Annotated in this window: 17 protein-coding genes; 2 read left to right on the top strand and 15 right to left on the bottom strand. The window is 64.5% G+C overall.

The genetic code is table 11. From position 1 onward, the window contains the following. Window positions 1-23: 23 nt before the first annotated feature. The 8 genes from LQ564_RS12145 to LQ564_RS12110 form a co-directional block, all read right to left on the bottom strand. Complete coding sequence (locus LQ564_RS12145) at window positions 24-1,103, bottom strand: enoyl-CoA hydratase/isomerase family protein (RefSeq protein WP_231058351.1); 1,080 nt, start codon at window positions 1,101-1,103, stop codon at window positions 24-26. A 129-nt stretch (window positions 1,104-1,232) separates the two neighbouring features. Beyond that, entirely contained in the window at window positions 1,233-1,589 is a 357-nt protein-coding gene (gene hpf, locus LQ564_RS12140) for a ribosome hibernation-promoting factor, HPF/YfiA family (protein ID WP_231058350.1), read from the bottom strand. A 57-nt stretch (window positions 1,590-1,646) separates the two neighbouring features. After that, a complete protein-coding gene (locus tag LQ564_RS12135) occupies window positions 1,647-3,134 on the bottom strand; it encodes an RNA polymerase factor sigma-54 (protein ID WP_231058349.1) in 1,488 nt (495 codons plus the stop codon). A gap of 23 nt (window positions 3,135-3,157) precedes the next feature. Next, on the bottom strand, window positions 3,158-3,934 hold the full coding sequence (gene lptB, locus LQ564_RS12130) for an LPS export ABC transporter ATP-binding protein (protein WP_231058577.1): 777 nt from the start codon (window positions 3,932-3,934) through the stop codon (window positions 3,158-3,160). Next, the gene (gene lptA / locus LQ564_RS12125) at window positions 3,934-4,485 is read right to left on the bottom strand and encodes a lipopolysaccharide transport periplasmic protein LptA (RefSeq protein ID WP_231058348.1); all 552 of its coding nucleotides are present in this window, start codon (window positions 4,483-4,485) and stop codon (window positions 3,934-3,936) included. The genes lptB and lptA overlap by 1 nt, the downstream gene beginning before the upstream one ends. 43 nt (window positions 4,486-4,528) lie before the next feature. Further along, window positions 4,529-5,134, bottom strand: a complete 606-nt coding sequence (lptC, locus tag LQ564_RS12120) for an LPS export ABC transporter periplasmic protein LptC (protein ID WP_231058347.1) — start codon at window positions 5,132-5,134, stop codon at window positions 4,529-4,531. A gap of 16 nt (window positions 5,135-5,150) precedes the next feature. Then, window positions 5,151-5,684, bottom strand: a complete 534-nt coding sequence (locus LQ564_RS12115; RefSeq protein WP_231058346.1) for a KdsC family phosphatase — start codon at window positions 5,682-5,684, stop codon at window positions 5,151-5,153. Beyond that, window positions 5,684-6,706, bottom strand: coding sequence for a KpsF/GutQ family sugar-phosphate isomerase (locus tag LQ564_RS12110; RefSeq protein ID WP_272492086.1), 1,023 nt, complete (start codon window positions 6,704-6,706; stop codon window positions 5,684-5,686). The genes LQ564_RS12115 and LQ564_RS12110 overlap by 1 nt, the downstream gene beginning before the upstream one ends. Window positions 6,707-6,903: 197 nt before the next feature. Here LQ564_RS12110 and LQ564_RS12105 point away from each other — a divergent pair, with 197 nt between their 5' ends. Beyond that, window positions 6,904-8,883, top strand: coding sequence for a monovalent cation:proton antiporter family protein (locus LQ564_RS12105; protein ID WP_231058344.1), 1,980 nt, complete (start codon window positions 6,904-6,906; stop codon window positions 8,881-8,883). Between the two features lie 22 nt (window positions 8,884-8,905). Here LQ564_RS12105 and LQ564_RS12100 read toward each other — a convergent pair whose 3' ends face one another. The 7 genes from LQ564_RS12100 to LQ564_RS12070 form a co-directional block, all read right to left on the bottom strand. Further along, window positions 8,906-10,024, bottom strand: a complete 1,119-nt coding sequence (locus LQ564_RS12100; protein WP_231058343.1) for a GGDEF domain-containing protein — start codon at window positions 10,022-10,024, stop codon at window positions 8,906-8,908. A 129-nt stretch (window positions 10,025-10,153) separates the two neighbouring features. Beyond that, a complete protein-coding gene (locus tag LQ564_RS12095; RefSeq protein WP_231058342.1) occupies window positions 10,154-10,999 on the bottom strand; it encodes an MOSC domain-containing protein in 846 nt (281 codons plus the stop codon). Window positions 11,000-11,190: 191 nt separating this feature from the next. Beyond that, entirely contained in the window at window positions 11,191-12,093 is a 903-nt protein-coding gene (gene bla, locus LQ564_RS12090; protein WP_231058341.1) for a subclass B3 metallo-beta-lactamase, read from the bottom strand. A gap of 155 nt (window positions 12,094-12,248) precedes the next feature. Then, window positions 12,249-13,340, bottom strand: a complete 1,092-nt coding sequence (gene ychF / locus LQ564_RS12085) for a redox-regulated ATPase YchF (RefSeq protein WP_231058340.1) — start codon at window positions 13,338-13,340, stop codon at window positions 12,249-12,251. Window positions 13,341-13,484: 144 nt separating this feature from the next. Further along, the gene (locus LQ564_RS12080; RefSeq protein WP_231058339.1) at window positions 13,485-14,066 is read right to left on the bottom strand and encodes a hypothetical protein; all 582 of its coding nucleotides are present in this window, start codon (window positions 14,064-14,066) and stop codon (window positions 13,485-13,487) included. Continuing rightward, the gene (locus LQ564_RS12075) at window positions 14,056-14,526 is read right to left on the bottom strand and encodes a Panacea domain-containing protein (RefSeq protein ID WP_231058338.1); all 471 of its coding nucleotides are present in this window, start codon (window positions 14,524-14,526) and stop codon (window positions 14,056-14,058) included. Before LQ564_RS12075 ends, LQ564_RS12080 begins: the two co-directional genes overlap by 11 nt. Before the next feature lie 135 nt (window positions 14,527-14,661). Next, the gene (locus LQ564_RS12070) at window positions 14,662-15,759 is read right to left on the bottom strand and encodes a patatin-like phospholipase family protein (RefSeq protein WP_231058337.1); all 1,098 of its coding nucleotides are present in this window, start codon (window positions 15,757-15,759) and stop codon (window positions 14,662-14,664) included. Between the two features lie 97 nt (window positions 15,760-15,856). Here LQ564_RS12070 and LQ564_RS12065 point away from each other — a divergent pair, with 97 nt between their 5' ends. After that, a complete protein-coding gene (locus tag LQ564_RS12065) occupies window positions 15,857-17,704 on the top strand; it encodes a DUF3857 domain-containing protein (protein ID WP_231058336.1) in 1,848 nt (615 codons plus the stop codon). Window positions 17,705-17,718 lie beyond the last annotated feature (14 nt).

The following is a 17,718-nucleotide window of genomic DNA, read 5'->3' as shown; positions in this document are numbered from 1 at the left end:
CCTACGCCGGAACGACGAGCTAACTAAGCAAGATGACGCAGCGGGTGCGCGTAGTCCGGCCACACCCGCTCGAAGAAACGCGCCACCATTTCCGGCGTCACGTCTTCCAGGCTGGCCGGATTCCACTTCGGCTGATTATCCTTGTCGATCACCAGCGCCCGCACCCCCTCCAGCACCTCCCCATGCTCGAAATTGCGGCGCACCAGGTTGCGTTCCATGCGCAGGCAGTCGGCTACATCCAATGAGGCCCCACGCAGCAGCAGTTCGCGCGTCACGCACATCATCAAGGGCGAGCGCTGGCGCATCGCCTTGAGCGCCTTCTGCGCGAACGGATTCTCGTCACGCGCCAGCGATTCCATGATCGCCGGCACCGACGCCGCGCCGAAGTGCGCATCGATCACCCCGCGCTGCGCCTGCAGTTCGCTCGGCCCCGCCGAGAACTGCGCGGCAAACGCGCGGATCGCATCCGGCAGCTGCGCTCCCGGCGTCGCCTCCACCAGCGCGTTCAATGCATCCAGCTGCTCGCCAGGGACGAACACGTCCGCCAGCCCGACGTAGAGCGCATCCGCCGCGCCGATCGTCAGCCCGGTCAGGCCCAGGTACTGCCCCAGCTGGCCCGGCGCATGCGAGAGAAAATGGCTGCCGCCCACGTCCGGGAACAGGCCGATGTTCACCTCCGGCATCGCCATCTTCGTGCGGTCGGTCACGATGCGCAGGCCGCAATCGGGGCCGCCCTGGGCGATGCCCATGCCGCCGCCCATCACCACGCCGTCCATGACCGCGATGTACGGTTTCGGGTAGAAGTGGATCAGGTGGTTGAGCGCGTATTCCTCGGTGAAGAAATCCTCCAGCAGTGCGCTGCCGCCCGTCGGCGCAACCCGGCCGACGTCGTGGAAGAAGCGGATGTCGCCGCCCGCGCACAGCGCCTTCTCGCTGCTGCTGGTGATCACGACCGCGTCCACATTCGCATCGATCTTCCACTTCAGCAGGATGGCGGTGAGTGCGCGCACCATGTCGAGCGAGAGCGAGTTCAGGGCTTTCGGGCGGTCGAGCGTGATGACGCCGGTGCGGTTGGCGACGCGGGTCAGGACATGGTCGGTCATGGCGTAAGCGGTGGTCAAAAAGACATGCATTTTACCCAAGCTATCCAGAATTCATATCTTTACAATGCAAAAAGGGCGTTCCCTCGAACGCCCTGGCTGTGTTACCGCGGTAAATGCAGTGTGCTGGATTTACGCTGCTGCTGCGGCTTCGCCGCTGTCCGGCATGCGTTTGTGTGCAACGTGGTTATGGTCCTGCAGCATGGATTTGTGTTTCAGAACCTGCCTGTCCAGCCTGTCCATCAGCATGTCGATCGCTGCGTACAGGTCTTGCGCGGCGCTGGCCACGTGGAGTTTCTTTCCCGATACCGATAAGTTGATCTCGGCTTTCTGCCTTTTTTCTTTTTCGGTGAGGTTGTCGATCGCGAGGAACACGTGGGTATCGATCACGTGGTCGAAATGGCGGGTGATGCGCTCGAGCTTATTCTGAACGTATTCACGGATGGCGGGGGTGACTTCGAGGTGGTGGCCGCTGATGGTGAGGTTCATACACACTCCTTGGGAAGGTGCCCTGCCCGCCCCACAAGGTTGAAGTGGGCAGATGCTTTACAGGGATTTGCGGAGGGCGACGGGCGGAATCTTGAGCGCTTCGCGGTACTTGGCAACCGTCCTGCGCGCAATGACCATACCTTGTTCCCCGAGCATCTCCGCGATCTTGCTGTCGGATAGAGGATTCCTAGGGTCTTCTGCTCCTGTCAATTGCGCGATGAGCGCGCGGATCGCCGTCGAGGAAGCTTCTCCCCCCGCTTCGGTGGCGACATGGCTTCCGAAGAAATACTTCAGCTCGAACATGCCGTGCGGGGTCAGCATGTATTTCTGCGTGGTCACACGGGAGATCGTGCTCTCGTGTAGGCCTAGTGTATCAGCTATCTCGCGCAGCACAAGGGGGCGCATGGCAACCGCGCCGTGGCTGAAAAAGTTGCGCTGGCGCTCGACAATGGCCTCGGCAACCCGCAGGATCGTGTCGAAGCGCTGGCGCATATTCTTGATCAGCCACTTCGCTTCCTGCAGCTGCGCGCCCATCTGGCTTTCGCTCTTGCCCTGCTTGAGCAGGTTGGCGTACAGGCTGTTCACGCGCAGCTTCGGCATCACGTCCGGGTTCAGCGCTACCTGCCAGCCGTTCTTGGCGCGGCGCACGATCACGTCCGGCACCACATAGTCCGACACGTTCGAGGCAAAGGCCGCGCCGGGATGCGGATTGCACTGGCGGACCACGGCCTGCACCTCGCGCAGGTCTTCGTCGTCGCAGTCGAGCGCCTTTTTCAGCTTGGTGTATTCGCGCTGCGCAAACCAGGACAGGTAACCTTCGACGATGGTGAGCGCCAGGCGCCGCGTCACCAGCGGCACGCCCGGCATGCGGCGGATCTGCAGCGCCAGGCACTCGGCCGCACTGCGCGCGCCGACGCCGACCGGGTCGAGGCTCTGCACCAGCGCCAGCGCGCAGCGCAGCTCGTCCATCTCGATCTCGAGTTCTTCCGGCAGCCGCGCGTGGATCTCGTCGAGCGGTTCTTCCAGGTAGCCGTTGTCGTCGAGCGCATCGATCACCAGCTCGGCCAGCGCCCGGTCGCGCGTGCTGCAGCCGGTCAGGCGGATCTGTTCGGCCAGGTGCTCGCGCAGCGTGACGCCGTCGGCTTCCAGCTGCGGGCGGCCATCCTCGTCGTCGTCACTGCGCGCGCCGCCGCCCTCGCCGCCCCAATCGGTATCGCCATCGCCACGATCACCACGGTCGCCGTCCTCGCTTCCTTCGCCACCTTCGCCTTCGGGCTTCGGGCTCTCGCCACTGTTTTCCTGCCCCGGCTGCGCAGGCGGCGCTTCGCCATTGGCCGGCGCATTGTTGATGGCGCCGTCGGCCAGCAGGCGCACCGAGCGGTCGAGCGGATCGTCGAGCCGTTCGAGCAGCGGATTGTCGTGCAGGATCTGCTCGATCTCCTGGTGCAGTTCGAGCGTGGACAGTTGCAGCAGCCGGATCGACTGCTGCAGTTGCGGCGTGAGCGCCAGGTGCTGCGAAGTGCGGAGCTGCAGGGACTGTTTCATTGACTCGTGGCCTTGCCTGTTGCTTACATGCGGAAGTGTTCGCCGAGGTAGACGCGCCGCACGGATTCGTTGGCGATGATGTCGTCAGGACGGCCGGAGGCCAGCACCGCGCCCTGGTTGATGATGTAGGCGCGGTCGCAGATGCCGAGGGTCTCGCGCACGTTGTGGTCGGTGATCAGGACGCCGATGTTGCGCTCCTTCAGGAAGCGCACGATGCGCTGGATCTCGATCACCGCGATCGGGTCGACGCCCGCGAACGGCTCGTCGAGCAGCACGAAGCGCGGGTTGGTCGCGAGCGCGCGCGCGATCTCCACCCGGCGCCGCTCGCCGCCCGACAGCGACAGCGCCGGGTTCTCGCGCAGCTTCTCGATCTGCAGCTCGGCCAGCAGGGTGTCGAGGCGCTCGTTGATCTCGGCCTTGGCCAGCGCCTTGCCGCTGTCGTCGCGCTGCAGCTCGAGCACGGCGCGGATGTTCTCTTCCACCGTCAGCTTCCGGAACACCGAGGCTTCCTGCGGCAGGTAGGACAGGCCCAGCACCGCGCGGCGGTGGATCGGCAGGCTGGTGATGTCGGTGCCGTTGATGTCGATCGAGCCGGCGTCCGACGGCACCAGGCCGACGATCATGTAGAAGGAGGTGGTCTTGCCGGCGCCGTTCGGGCCCAGCAGGCCAACCACTTCGCCGCAATCGACCTGCAGCGAGACGTCGCGCACCACCAGGCGCTTGCCGTAGCTCTTCTGCAGCCCCTTGACCACCAGGGTGCTGCTGCCCTGCGCCGTTGCGTTGTCCAGCACTGCCGCCATCATTTACCGCCTTCCGCCGGCGCCGTGCGGCGCGGTGCGATGATCAGGGTGCCGCGGCCGCCGCCGACCTGGCTTTCGCCGGTCGCGCTATTGCGCACCTGGGCCACTTCGCGCCGGTTGTCGTAGGAGATGAACGGACCCTTGATTTCGTTGGTCAGGCGTCCCGCTTCCAGCTCGCGCACTTCCGCGGTGTTGAACAGCTTCACCAGTTCGGCGCGCTCGTCGTATTCGATGCGCTGGGCCTGGCCCTCGACCCACAGGTCGGGGCCGCCGTCGCGCTTCTGGCGGAAGGTGGCGATCTTGCCGTTGTTGGCGGTAAGGGTCACGCTCATGTAGCCCTCCGGGGTTTCCTTCACCAGCGCGCGGTCCGACTTGAGGATCAGGGTGCCGCGCGTGAGCACGACGTTGCCGGTCAGGATGCGGGTCTGCGTGACTTCGTCGACGTCGAGCGTGTCGAAGTTGATCACGGCCTGCTTGAGCGAGTCAGCGCGCTCGGCGTGGGCGCCGAAGGCGGCCAGGGAAAGGAAAGCGGCAGCGAGTATGTTTTTCATGGTTTTGCTGGTCCTGTTGAAACGCGGCGCAGGCATGGAGGAATTAGCGTTGCGCGCGCGGCGGATAGACGATCTGGCCGCGGCTGGCCAGGTGCAGCTTCTGGGTCGCATTGTTGGCGACCATGCCGGTGCCGGTCACGGTCGCGGTGCCGAGCTGCATCTCGATCGGCTTGTCGGTTTTCATGATCTCTTCGTCGGGCAGCACCGTCAGCGCCTGGGTGCGCACCCGCAGCGCTTCGCTGGTCGGGGTCGCGGGACGCTGGATGTCGACGTTGCCGAGCAGGTCGACGCGGTGCTCTTCATGGAAGATCTGGCCCTGCTGCGCCACCACCGTCATGCGCGGACGGCCCGGGGTCACGCCCTGCACCACCGGCTGTTCGACCTCGGACACGTCGCCCAGCGGACGGTGCGCCAGGCGCTTGCCCGAGACCACGTAGCTCGGCTTGCCGTCCTGCGTCATGCGCACGAACGAGAAGTTCTCGACGATGTAGTCCGGCTCGCTGGACGGGCCGGCCAGGCGCGGATCCTCGTCGTCGTTCTGCATCACCTGCAGCAGCCAGAAGCTGCCGAAGGCGCAGAACACCCCGATCATCATGACCGCCAGCAGCTTCCAGCGGTGCGCGGTGCGTTTGTAGGTGGATGGCGCCATGCTCGGTCCCGCGGCCTCAGGCGAAGTACGGCGCCAGCGCCTGTTCGTAGGTGCCCTGGGCGCGCATGATCATGTCGCACACCTCGCGCACCGCCCCCTTGCCGCCCGCGTTGCGCGTCACATAGTGGGCGCGGTGCTGCACCTCGGGGTGGCCCGAGGGCACGGTGATGGCCAGGCCCACGCGGGTAAACAGCGGCAGGTCGATCACGTCGTCGCCGATGTAGCCGCATTCTTCAGGGGTCACGCCGGTGGCCTGCAGGAGTTCCGCGAAGCCGACGCGCTTGTCGTGGATGCCCTGGTAGACGTGCGAGATGCCCAGGTCGGCGGCGCGCTTCACCACGATCGGCGACTTGCGCGCGCTGATGATGGCGGTCTGCACGCCGGTCTTGTTCAAGAGCTGGATGCCGAGGCCGTCCAGCACGTTGAAGGTCTTGGTGACTTCGCCGTCCGGGCCATAGGTCAGGCTGCCGTCGGTGAGCACGCCGTCGACGTCGAAGATCATCATTTTCACGCGCGCGGCGCGTTCCATGTGTTGGAGTGCCGTCACCATCAGATCACCTTGGCGCGGGTCAGGTCGTGGATGTGCAGGGCGCCGACCAGGCGGTCTTCGCTGTCCACCACGAGCATCTGGTTGATGCGGAATTCCTCCATCACGGCCACGGCATCCACCGCCAGCTGCTCCGGATGGACGCGGCGCGGATTCGCGTGCATGACGTCGCGGATCAGGATGTTGGAGAAGTCGTGGTAGCGCTCGATCAGGCGGCGCAGGTCGCCGTCGGTGAACACGCCGATCGGGCGGCGTTCATCGTCGACGATCGCGGTCATGCCCATGCCCTTCTGGCTCACTTCCAGCAGGGCCTTGGCCAGCAGGGTATCTGGCCCGACTGCCGGGATGGCGTCGCCGGTGCGCATCACGTCGCGCACGTGCGTCAGCAGGCGGCGGCCGAGGGCGCCGCCCGGGTGCGACAGCGCGAAGTCTTCTTCACGGAAGCCACGGACGTCGAGCAGGGCCACGGCCAGGGCGTCGCCCATGGCCAGGGTCACGGTGGTGCTGGTGGTGGGGGCCAGGTTGAGCGGGCAGGCTTCCTTGTCCACCGCGATGTTCAGGTGGATCTCGGCCAGCCTGGCCAGGCGCGATTGCGGCTTGCCGGTCATCGCGATCACCTGCGTGCCCATGCGCTTGACGGCCGGGAGGATTTCCAGCAGCTCGGACGATTCGCCCGAGTTCGAGATGGCGATGAAGACGTCCTTGGCGGTGACCATGCCGAGGTCGCCGTGCGCGGCTTCGCCCGGGTGCACGAACATGGCCGGGGTGCCGGTCGAGGCCAGCGTGGCCGCGATCTTGCGGCCGATGTGGCCGGACTTGCCCATGCCGGAGACCACCACGCGGCCGCTGCAGCGGTACAAGAGGTCGGCGGCGCGCACGAAACTGTCGTCGTCACCCAGGCGCGCATGCAGCGCGCGGATCGCGTCCGCTTCGATGGCCAGGGTCTCGCGGCCCAGTTCGAGCACGCGTCTGGCCTGGCCTTCGTCAAAACTTTTCAGCATTGTTTTTTCATCGGTTACACTCATGATGGCAGTATAGCCGAAACGGGTAAGCAAAAAGTTTGCCAGTCGTAACAAGAATCACGAAAAACCGTCGCGAGCGGCAGCAATGTTGGCTGAGAAGCGCAGCTGTACGAGAGTACAGCGAGCATCGCAAGCCGACAGTGCAACGCGCAGCAGGTTTGTCGTGATTCGGAAACAACAACAAATGCTACTAGGGGATAATGCATTCCGGACTTGAACTGACCCTGCTCCTGCTGGGCTGCGCCGTGCTGGGCGTGGTCGCCTTCCGGATGCTCCACCTGCCGCCGATGCTCGGCTATCTCGCCGTCGGCGTACTGATCGGCCCCCACGCGCTGGCGCTGGCCGACGACAGTCCCGCCACCCACTCGCTGGCCGAGTTCGGCGTCGTCTTCCTCATGTTTTCCATCGGCCTCGAGTTCTCGCTGGCCCAGCTGAAATCGATGCGGCGCATCGTGTTCGGGCTCGGGCTGGCCCAGGTCGTATTGACGATCGTGGCGGCGATGGCCTTCGGCCTGTTCATCTCCTGGTGGGCGCCGCGGCTGCACGTGAGCTGGCAGGCGGCGTTTGCGCTAGGGGGCGCGCTGGCGATGTCCTCGACCGCGATCGTGGTCAAGATGCTGACCGAGCGGCTCGAGCTCGAAAGCGAACATGGGCGCCGCATCATTGGGATCCTGCTGTTCCAGGATCTGGCCGTGGTGCCGCTCCTGATCCTGATTCCGTCGCTGGCCAAGCCGGCCGAGGAACTGGTGGTCACGCTCGGCTGGGCCTTGTTGAAAGCGGCATTCGTGCTGGCGCTGCTCCTGAAGTTCGGCCAGAAGCTGATGCGCTTCTGGTTCACCGTGGTCGCCAAGCGCCGCTCACAGGAGCTGTTCATGCTCAACCTGCTCCTGGTGACGCTCGGCCTGGCATGGGTGACCGAGCAGGCCGGCCTGTCGCTGGCGCTCGGGGCGTTCGTCGCCGGCATGCTGATCTCCGAGACCCAGTACAAGCACCAGGTGGAAGAAGACATCAAGCCCTTCCGCGACGTGCTGCTCGGGCTGTTCTTCATCACCGTCGGCATGCTGCTCAACCTGCAGCTGGTGCTGGAGCAGTGGTGGGTGGTGCTGGCGCTGGTGATCTTCCCGGTGCTGCTCAAGTTCGCGATCATCGCCTTGCTGGCCAAGGCATTCGGATCGTCGGACGGCGTGGCGATGCGCACCGGTCTGGCGCTGGCCCAGGCCGGCGAATTCGGCTTCGTGCTGCTGAACCTGGCCTCCGGCTCGAAACTGATCGATCCCTTCCTGATCCAGCTGGTGCTGGCTTCGATGGTGCTGTCGATGCTGGCCGCGCCCTTCATGATCGCGAACATGGACAAGATCGTGATGAAGGTCGCGTCCAACGAATGGATGATGCAGTCGCTGCAGCTGACCCAGCTCGCCAGCCGCACCATGAAGACGCAAAAGCACGTGATCATCGCGGGCTTCGGGCGCAGCGGGCAGAGCCTGGCCACGCTGCTGAGCGATGAAAAGCTGCCCTGGTATGCGCTCGACCTCGACCCCGAGCGGGTGCAGGAGGCGCAGTCGGCCGGGGCCAACGTGTCCTATGGCGACGCGGCGCGGCGCGAGAGCCTGATCGCGGCCGGCATCAACCGCGCCAGTGCGCTCGTGATCACCTTTGCCGACACGCGCCAGGCTTTGAAAGTGCTGCACCTGGTGCACGAGCTGGCGCCGAACCTGGCGGTCATCGTGCGCAGCCACGACGACAGCGACCTCGATGTGCTCAAGGGCGCCGGCGCGACCGAGGTGGTGCCGGAGGCGCTGGAGAGCAGCCTGATGCTGGCGTCGCACGCGCTGGTGACGATGGGCGTGCCGCTGCGGCGCGTGGTGCACCGCGTGCAGACGGCGCGCGACGAACGCTATGCCTCGCTGCGCGGCTACTTCCATGGCGCGGGGGATGTGTCGGACGACCTGGAGCACACGTATGTGCGGCTGCATTCGGTGACCTTGCGCGATGGGGCTCCGGCGATCGGACGGCGCCTGGGGGAGCTGGGGTTGGAGGATGTGGAGGCCGAAGTGACCACCTTGCGCAGGAATGGCAGGAGCCTCGAAGGAGATCCAGAGACGGTGCTGCTGGCGGGGGATGTGCTGGTGTTGCGCGGCGCCGGCGAAGCAGTCAGCCGCGCCGAAAGCCGGCTGGTGTAGGGTGGGCGGGGGACCGCCCACCCTACGACAACGATACAACCCTGTTGCGCCCGGTCGACTTGGCCCGATACAAGGCCGTATCCGCCTGCGCCACCAGATCCTGCGCCACGCCCTCGATCGCATGATCGCGCTCGAAATCGTCCAGCGTCGCCACGCCGATCGACACCGTCACCGACACCTGCGCGCCACCCGCGATATCGACCGCCCGCGCTTCCACGCTTGCGCGGATCCGGTTCGCCACCGCGCTCGCGCTTTCCAGGTCGGCGTCGATCAGCAGCACCACGAATTCCTCGCCGCCGATGCGCGCCAGCGCGTCCGAGATGCGCAGCTCGGCCTTGATGCGCTGGGCCACTTCGCGCAGCACCTCGTCGCCGCCCTGGTGGCCGACCGTGTCGTTGACCTGCTTGAAGTGGTCGATGTCGATGTACATCACCGAGATCCGGTAGCCCTGGCGGCGCGCCCGCGCGATCTCTTCCACCAGGCGGCGGTCGATGTAGCGGCGGTTGTAGACGCCGGTGAGCGAGTCGGTCAGGCCGATGAACTTCAGCATCTCGTTGCTGATGACGTTCTCGAGGCAGATCGCAATGATCGACCCCATATGCTCGATGAAGTCGGTGCCGAGCGCCGGCGTGAACCGGTTCGGGTCCGCGCTGCCCAGGTTCAGGCTGCCGATCAGGCGCGTATTGCGCAGCAGCGGCACCAGGGCCACGCTCTGCAGGCCCGCCGGCGGGTGCGGGAACATTCCCATGTGGCGCGCCGGCGCGTACGGCCCCAGGATCGGCTCCGGGCGGCGGCCCTCGATGTGCGGAAACCCGAGCTCGCTGGCATGCTCGCAGAAGCTCAGGTGCGGCAGCGTTTCATAGTCGACGCCCAGCTTGTGCATGACCGTGTAAATGTCGGCGTCCGGATCGACCAGCGACAGGGTCACGATGTCGAGCTCGGAAATGACCGGCAGGGTCTGGAAGATCGTCGTCACCAGTTCCTGGAAGGTGCTGGAACCGACCAGTTTCAGGTCGAAAGCCTGGTGCCGGGTCATGATCGAATGGTTGCGTTCGGCCTGTTCGAGCAGGTACGCCATGCGGGAACGCAGGGTCTCGTTCTCCAACATCAGTTCTCGCGTGTGCGTGTCCGGCTCGTGCATCGAAAATTCCTTTCAGCAATACCCGTAACATTACGCCAATTGCCGGTGGTTGAAAACGAAAACCGCCTCCGCGAGGCGATTTCGCATCCATGTGTTGCGCATGAACAGCCGGATATTGACGACCGCTTGTTAAAACGCTATCGCAACTTCCAATTCCTGGCCGATCCGGAGGATGTGATCGGCACCGGCGCTGACGATGCAGTTCATGCCCATGCAAACGGCGCCGTCCATGCGCGGATTGGCGCGGTAGGATTGCAGGATGTCGAGCGGGTCGGGGCCGGGAATGCCGGTGGCCTGGTCGATGGCGGGAATCGGGCAGCGCGCGCAGGGCTTGACCGGGCGCAGCACCAGGCCGCCTGCCGAGAACGATTCGACGAAATCCTCCTCGAACGCTTCGAGGCCGTCGACGACGAGGTTCGGGCGGAAGCGGTTCATCGGCAGCTTTTCGCGCCCGTCTTGTGCGAGCTTCGCGTTGAGGTCGTCGAGCGAGGCCTGACCGATGACGAGAATCGGGTAGCCGTCGGCGAAGCGGGTCTCGGCGGGCGTGCCACCGGTCCACTTGGTGCTGGTCGGCCGGTGTTGCTCGGGACGAAAGCGCACCAGGCGGCAGGGTCCGCCCAGCGCGTCGGCGAACCAGGCAGCCGCGGCATCGCCGCAATCGGCGGCCTGGATGTGGTCGTCCCAGATCTGCACCATCAGCGTCGGGGCGGCGGCGTCGTGCGCCAGAGGCAGTCGCAACGGCGGCATCCCGTGAGCGCTCACTTCCAGCGCATCGCCGTCGATACGCGGCTGGATCAATGCCATGCGCGGGTACTCGCGCTGGGTCAGGAACAGGCCTTCGCGCGTGACCAGCATCCATTCGCGATCGTGCACGCCCTCGGCGCGCAGGCCGGAGATGCCGAACGCCGCTTCCCGCACCGGGATGCCGGCGCAGGACTTGATTGGGTAGATGACGAGTTCGGTAACGGTGGCCATGCTGTCAAACCTTGGAGGTGAAGGCCGACAGTATGGCAGGGATTCTGGGGCTTGGCACACGTCGAGATCAGGCCGGCTGATACGCAGGGTTATAGTTTCGCCCCGCGCCCTGTTCACGTCGTTCCGGCGAAGGCCGGAACCCAATTTCGTCGCTCAGCCGCTAACCTAAAGACATGCAGCCAGCGGGCGCATTACTGAGCAACCGCTTTCGCCTTCTCCTCCCGCTCCCGCTGCAACCGCTCCTCGAACTTCTTCGCCGCCCCCGCCGCCAGCTTGCGGCACCCTTCCGGATCGATGAACGGATTCGCCTGCGCCGTCTTTCCCGCCGCCTTGGCAAACACATCGGTCGCCGACGGATGCGCAGCAATCACGATATCGCACTTCAGGCCGGCGACTTTGGCAAAGGTGTTACGCACGCTCGCCGAGATATCCGGATAACCCGCCCCGCCGCTGAAGTAGAACCCATCGCTGGAAATCATGGTCAGGCTGTCGGCATACACCACGTCCAGGCACTTGCCGGCTTCGCAGGACTGCCACGTCCACGTGATGCCGCCCGGCGTATGTCCCGGCGTCGTGTGCGCCGTGATGCGCAGCGGCCCGACCGACAACGTCTCGCCGTCCTTCACTTCCCTCACCTGCGCGACCTTGGGCATCAGGGTGCGATCCTTCGGGTCATACTGCGGATCGTCATTTCCGTGCGTCCCGTCACGCAACACCCGGGCGCCGTGCGCAGTGTGGGCAACCGTGGCGCCACTCGCCTTCTGCAATGCGGCAATGCCGCCGGCGTGGTCGAAATGGGCATGCGAATTCAGGATGAACTTCACATCCTGCATCTTGAAGCCGAGCGCTTCGATGTTCTTCTGGATCAGCGGCGCCGACTGAGGAAGCGCGCCATCGATCAGGACGTGGCCTTGCGGGCTGGTGACCAGCACCGACGACAGGCCGGCGGTGCCGACGTACCAGCTGTTGCCATGGATGTTGAAGGGCGCGACAGGCTTGTTCCACTCGGCGCAGGAACTGCAGTTGATCGCGTCCTGCGCCAGGGCGCTGTTTGCCGTCAGCAGCAGGGCGGCGGTGGTCAGGCTTTTTTTCATGTTGTTCACTAGTCGGTTGTCCGGGAAAGTTTAACCAGACGTAGTTGACCATACCTGTAGGAAGCTGGAAACAATACTGGGACGAAGCGGCGTGACCATGGGATGAAACGAAAAGCCCCGCTCGGCGGCGGGGCTTTTCAAGCAGTCTGAAGCAATCAGACGTTGAACAGGAAGTTCAACACATCGCCATCCTTGACGATATATTCCTTGCCCTCCGCGCGCATCTTGCCCGCTTCCTTGGCGCCCGCTTCACCCTTGTAGGCGATGTAGTCATCAAACGCGATGGTCTGCGCACGGATGAAACCGCGTTCGAAGTCGGTGTGGATCACGCCGGCCGCCTGCGGGGCGGTGGCGCCGACCTTGACGGTCCAGGCGCGCACTTCCTTCACGCCGGCGGTGAAGTAGGTCTGCAGGCCGAGCAGCGAGTAGGCCGCGCGGATCAGGCGGTCCAGGCCCGGCTCTTCCATGCCCATGTCGGCCAGGAAATCCTTCTTGTCGGCGTCGTCCATCTCGGCGATTTCCGATTCGATCGCGGCGGAAATCGCGACGATCGGCGCGTTCTGCTTCTTGGCGAAGGCGGTCAGCTGGTCGAGCAGCGGGTTGTCGGTGAAGCCGGTGTCGGACACGTTGGCCACGTACATCGCCGGCTTGGCCGTGATCAAGTGCAGTTCGCGGATCAAGGCCATCTCTTCGGCGTCCAGGCCCATGGTGCGCACCGGCTGGCCTTCGTTCAGGTGCGGCAGCATGCGCTCGCACATCGCCACCAGCTTGGCGGCATCCTTGTCGCCCGAGCGCGCCTTCTTGTTCTCGCGGTGGATCGCCTTCTCGACGGCGCCCAGGTCGGCCAGCGCCAGCTCGGTCTGGATCACTTCGATGTCGTCGATCGGGCTGACCTTGCCGGCCACGTGCACGACGTTGTCGTCTTCGAAGCAGCGCACCACGTTGACAATGGCGTCGGTCTCGCGGATGTGCGACAAAAACTGGTTACCCAGGCCCTCGCCTTTCGACGCGCCGGCCACCAGGCCCGCGATGTCGACGAACTCGACGATCGCCGGCACGATGCGCTCCGGTTTGACGATCTCGGCCAGCTGCTGCATGCGCGGATCCGGCACCTCGACCACGCCGACGTTCGGCTCGATGGTGCAGAACGGATAGTTCTCGGCCGGGATACCGGCCTTGGTCAGGGCGTTGAACAGGGTGGACTTGCCGACGTTCGGCAGGCCGACGATGCCGCATTGGAGGCTCATGGGACTCTTTCTAATTCAATAAATGCGAAGCGGCCTTACAGCCGCTCCATAAACCCAGCATTGTACCTCCGGACGGGAGGTGCTTGGGCAAACGTTACACATTGTATTGGTGACCGCACCACCCGACAGCACTGCATATAGGGTTCAGTTAGCGCTCCCGTCTTTCTCGTTTGCTTCAGACTTACCTTGCTTATCTTTCTTGTTTCCCTCAGCTTGCCGTCGGTTGTTCCCATACATCCAGTAGGCGGCAATCCCGTAAAGGCCAAGTACCGTCGCTGTTGTAGACGTCATGAACGCGACGATTGTTGTATCCGACAACTTGAATTTAAGGTAAAAATGCTCGTTTGTTGGAGGCGGGGTTGGCAAAAACCACTGCCCAAACCCTTGCAGAAGGATGACAAGCCAAACAACGACAACCCAGGCTACAGTAAGGTAGAAGAGTAGCCAAGCATGTCTTGTCCTGATGCCATGCAAATCCTTCCGTTCTTCATGCTGGCGTCTAAGTTCCTTTATTTCTTCCTCAAGGCGCGCCGTCCGGTACTCGTCGAGACTTTTTGACGGATCTGGATCGTTGGGAATCGGCGACTGCGCGCCGCCAGCACTAACACTTCCAGTAAGCTGAGGATCGAGTTTGATCGATATTTTCCGGGGGCGTCCTCGTGTTTTCGCAGGCGGCGTTCCTGATTGGCTAGACGATGAGACATTCGACGGAGGATCAGTCGGCATTTTGTATATCCAGATGCTGCCGATAGTAATCGCGAATAAGGCGATCAGGGATAGGCGCATACCTTCGCTGATTCCAAACCTGCGCCCAAGGACTTTCGTCTAAATGAGATATTTCAGACAACTGCCAAGCTGTCATATCTTTATAACTAGCCCAGGCTGTGCGGATGGCTTCCATTTGGCTACTCTCCGAATCATGCAACTCAGGCGGAAGCTCATGTACAAGGTCGTCTTCTACATTCCCGCGGCCGTATCTTCTCAACTCTTCGTACAACACTGGAATAACTGGTCCGAAATCCCATGCTCGGACTTCTTCCTCAATCAGGGGCTCACCATCGAAGGCTCCCAAATGAATGCCATGTGCAAAGAACACCAACTTCTGAAGCTGCATGTTCGTAAGCCTTCTACGTTCATCTCTCGCGAAATTTAGAAACACTTGCGCCACATCAAGCGCGGAAGTCATGACCAATCCTTTCGTAAATTGGGTCAAAAGTTACTGTATTTTTATACAGATGATAGCACATACAACCGGTTGACTGCCTATTTTTTCAACAACTCATAAGCGTGAACGACTATCTTCTAATGCAACTACAAGCAGTCAATTGAGTGTCGAAACACGCGACAAATCAGGACGATGCACGAACTCCGCCAGCTCGTCGCGCAGGCGCTGCCCCTCTCCCATCGCGCGTTGCCAGTTGCGGATGCGCTCGTCATGGTCGAGGCCATAGAAGGTAAAGTCCGCCCGGTCCGGCAACTTCTTGCGCGGCAGGGTGCGCAGGAATTCTTCAGAGGGCGCGACGATCAGCACGTTATCCAGCCAGCCGCGATGGGCGCGCGCGGCGCGTCGCCACGGGAAACCCTTGTCGAGCCAGCCCGGCACGATGTGCTGGGTGAAGTGCGGGTACAGCACCAGGTCGGTCTTGTTCTCCCCCGCCGCGCGCGTATACGGCAAGGCCAGGTGGTAATCAATGATGCCGCCATCCCAGTAGCTGCCCGGCGGCAGATCGGCGATCGCCGTCACCGGTTTCATGATCAGCGGCAGCGTGCCCGAGGCCAGCAGGCTGGCGGCAAGGTTGGTGCGCGAGAGTGCGGAAAAGTGGGTCGTAAAAGCGTCGAACCGTTCGCGCAGCCACGGCGCCTGCGCGCGCGCATCGCCGATCACGACCCGCTCCATCAGGCGCCCGAGCCAGGTGCGCGAGCAGGCGTTGTGCAGTGCCGCCGCGGCGAATCCGCGCAGTTCGGCACGCGGGTGGCCGGGCGCGGCGAGACGGCCCTTGCCGCGCACCGCGAGCAGGTGCAGGCGGTGGTGCGGATGGCTGACGATGTCCTCTTCGTGGCCGCGCACGAATTCCCCCAGCAGGCCCTGCACCACCTTGTCGATGTCGTGCTGGGTCGGCTTCTTGCTGGTGTAGCGCTGGCCGGCATACAGCTCGCCGAGGCGGGCGAAGGCCTTGACCGGGTCGCGCTGGCAGGCGGCGGCCATGCGCCAGGCGCCGATCGAGGAACCGATCAGGATGCGCTCGCGCGGGCTCGACGGCAGCCACTCGCCGAACATCCACTGGTCCAGGGCCTGGAAGATCAGGCCCTTGGGGCCGCCGGCCGCGGCCGGCACGATGGCGATGTCCTGGGCGCGCAAGCCTTGTGCGCCGATCTGGGCCAGGGCCAGCGGCCCGGCGTGGAAAGTGAGTGCCTTCATGGACAAAATTATCGCAGGAAGAGCGCGCTTGCGCCGACTCAAGGGTGAAACGAGGACGCTGCGTAAGATGGGGCGCTCGTCCTTGCGGAGTCGCATCATGTTGTTCCGTCTCACACTTGTTTTGCTGCTCTTGTGCGCCTGCGCGCGAGCGCTTGCGGCCGACAGCGGCACCGACCGTTCGGTGCTGGTCGACCGCTACGTCCAGCATTACACGGTCGAGCCCAGCGGCGCCTACCTGCTCGAAGTCGAGCTGGTAAAAACCATCGCCGGCGCCGCCGCCATCGAGCAGCAGGCCGAGCAGTTCATCGGTTTCAACGCCTCGCTCGATACCGTGACCGCCATCGAGGCCTGGACCACCAAGGCGGACGGACGGCGCCTCGCGGTCGGCCCCGCCGCCATCCGCGAGCAGCAGGAAGCCGCGTCGAGCGATGCCCCGATGTTCCAGGACACGCGCCTGAAAGCGGTCATCTTCCCCGACGTCGCCGTGGGCGACACCCTCACCCTGCGCTACAAGGTGCGGCGTCACACGCCGCTGTTCGCCGGCCACTTCGAGGATTTCACCGTGGCCAGGCAGCTTCGCTATGGCGACTTCCGCCTGGTCTACGACCTGCCCGCATCGATGCCGCTGCATGCGGACCCGGTCGGCTTCGAACCCTTGAGCCTCGACAGCGCGCCAGGCCGGCGCCGCTACGGTTGGCGCCACGCGGGCGGAGAGAATGCACGCATCGAACATGGCTCGGTGAGCTATCTCGACTACGGCAGGCGGCTGGCCGTGTCCACTTTTCCGGACTATCCCGCGTTCGCGCAGGCTTACCAGACGCGTGCCACAAACGCATCGAAACCGGACGCGGCGCTGGCACGGCTGGCGGCAGACATCACGCGCGGCATCGACGATCCGCACGCGCGGGCACTGGCATTGTCGGACTGGGTACGCCGCAATATCCGCTACGTCGCGGTCTACCTCGGCCCGGGCGGCGTGGTGCCGCACGCGGCCTCCGCGGTGCTGGCAAACCGCTACGGCGACTGCAAGGACCACGCCGTGCTGCTGCAGGCCTTGCTGGCGGCAAGCGGGATCGAGGCCGGGCCGGCGCTGCTGAACGCCGACCATGCCTACCGGCTGCCGTCAGTGCCGACGCTTGGCGTGCTCAACCACGTCATCGTCTACGTGCCGGCGCTGCAGCTCTACCTCGACCCAACCGCCGGTGCGGTCGCCGGCGGGTTCCTGCCCCCAAGCCTGCTCGGTAAACCGGTGCTGCTGGCGGCAAGCGGCGAGTTGGCCATGACGCCGGTGTACCAGGCGGCGCCCAGCCGCACCGCTACACGCTTCGACATCGCGCGCGACGGCAGCAGCCGCTTCCGTGTCGCGCGCACCAGCGGCGGCGCCGGCGCCGAACCCTGGCGCGACGCCGTGCGCGCCACGCCGCAGGATGCGCGCGCCGGCCTGGTACGGCGCCTGCTGGCGGGGCTCGGGCAGACCGGCGACGGCTCCCTCGAGGCCGGCGACACCGAGGCGGCGACCAGCGACTACACGGTGGCGTTTTCCGGCGCGAGCGAAGGCTTCGTGCAGCTGCCGGGTCCGGTGGCGCTGACAACGACCTACAACTTCTGGAATGGATTGGGCGATGCGGTATTCGAGCTCGGACGCGAGCCGGAACGGCGCCAGGATTTCGTCTGCCCCGCCATCGACGCCGAGGACGAGCTGCGTTATGCGCTGCCGCCGCGCACGCGGGTACTGGCGCTGCCCAAGCCGGTACTGGTCGACGACGGCAGGTTCTACTACCGCGCGCAGTATGCGCGGCAGGGGGATGCGGTGGTGGTGAAGCGGCGCCTGCAGTTCAGGCACACGGCGGCGACCTGCACGCCGGAGGATTACCGCCAGATGCGGCCGGCACTCGAGCGCATGAAGCGCGACCTGCGCACGCAGGTGGTCGTGCAGGGGCGTTAGCGCAGGCCCTGACG

The sequence above is a fragment of the Massilia phyllostachyos genome, from assembly GCF_021044825.1.
Classification (GTDB): Bacteria; Pseudomonadota; Gammaproteobacteria; order Burkholderiales; family Burkholderiaceae_D; genus Telluria; species Telluria phyllostachyos.
Note: the sequence above shows the minus strand (reverse complement) of the source record. Positions and strands in the feature narration are given on the sequence as shown.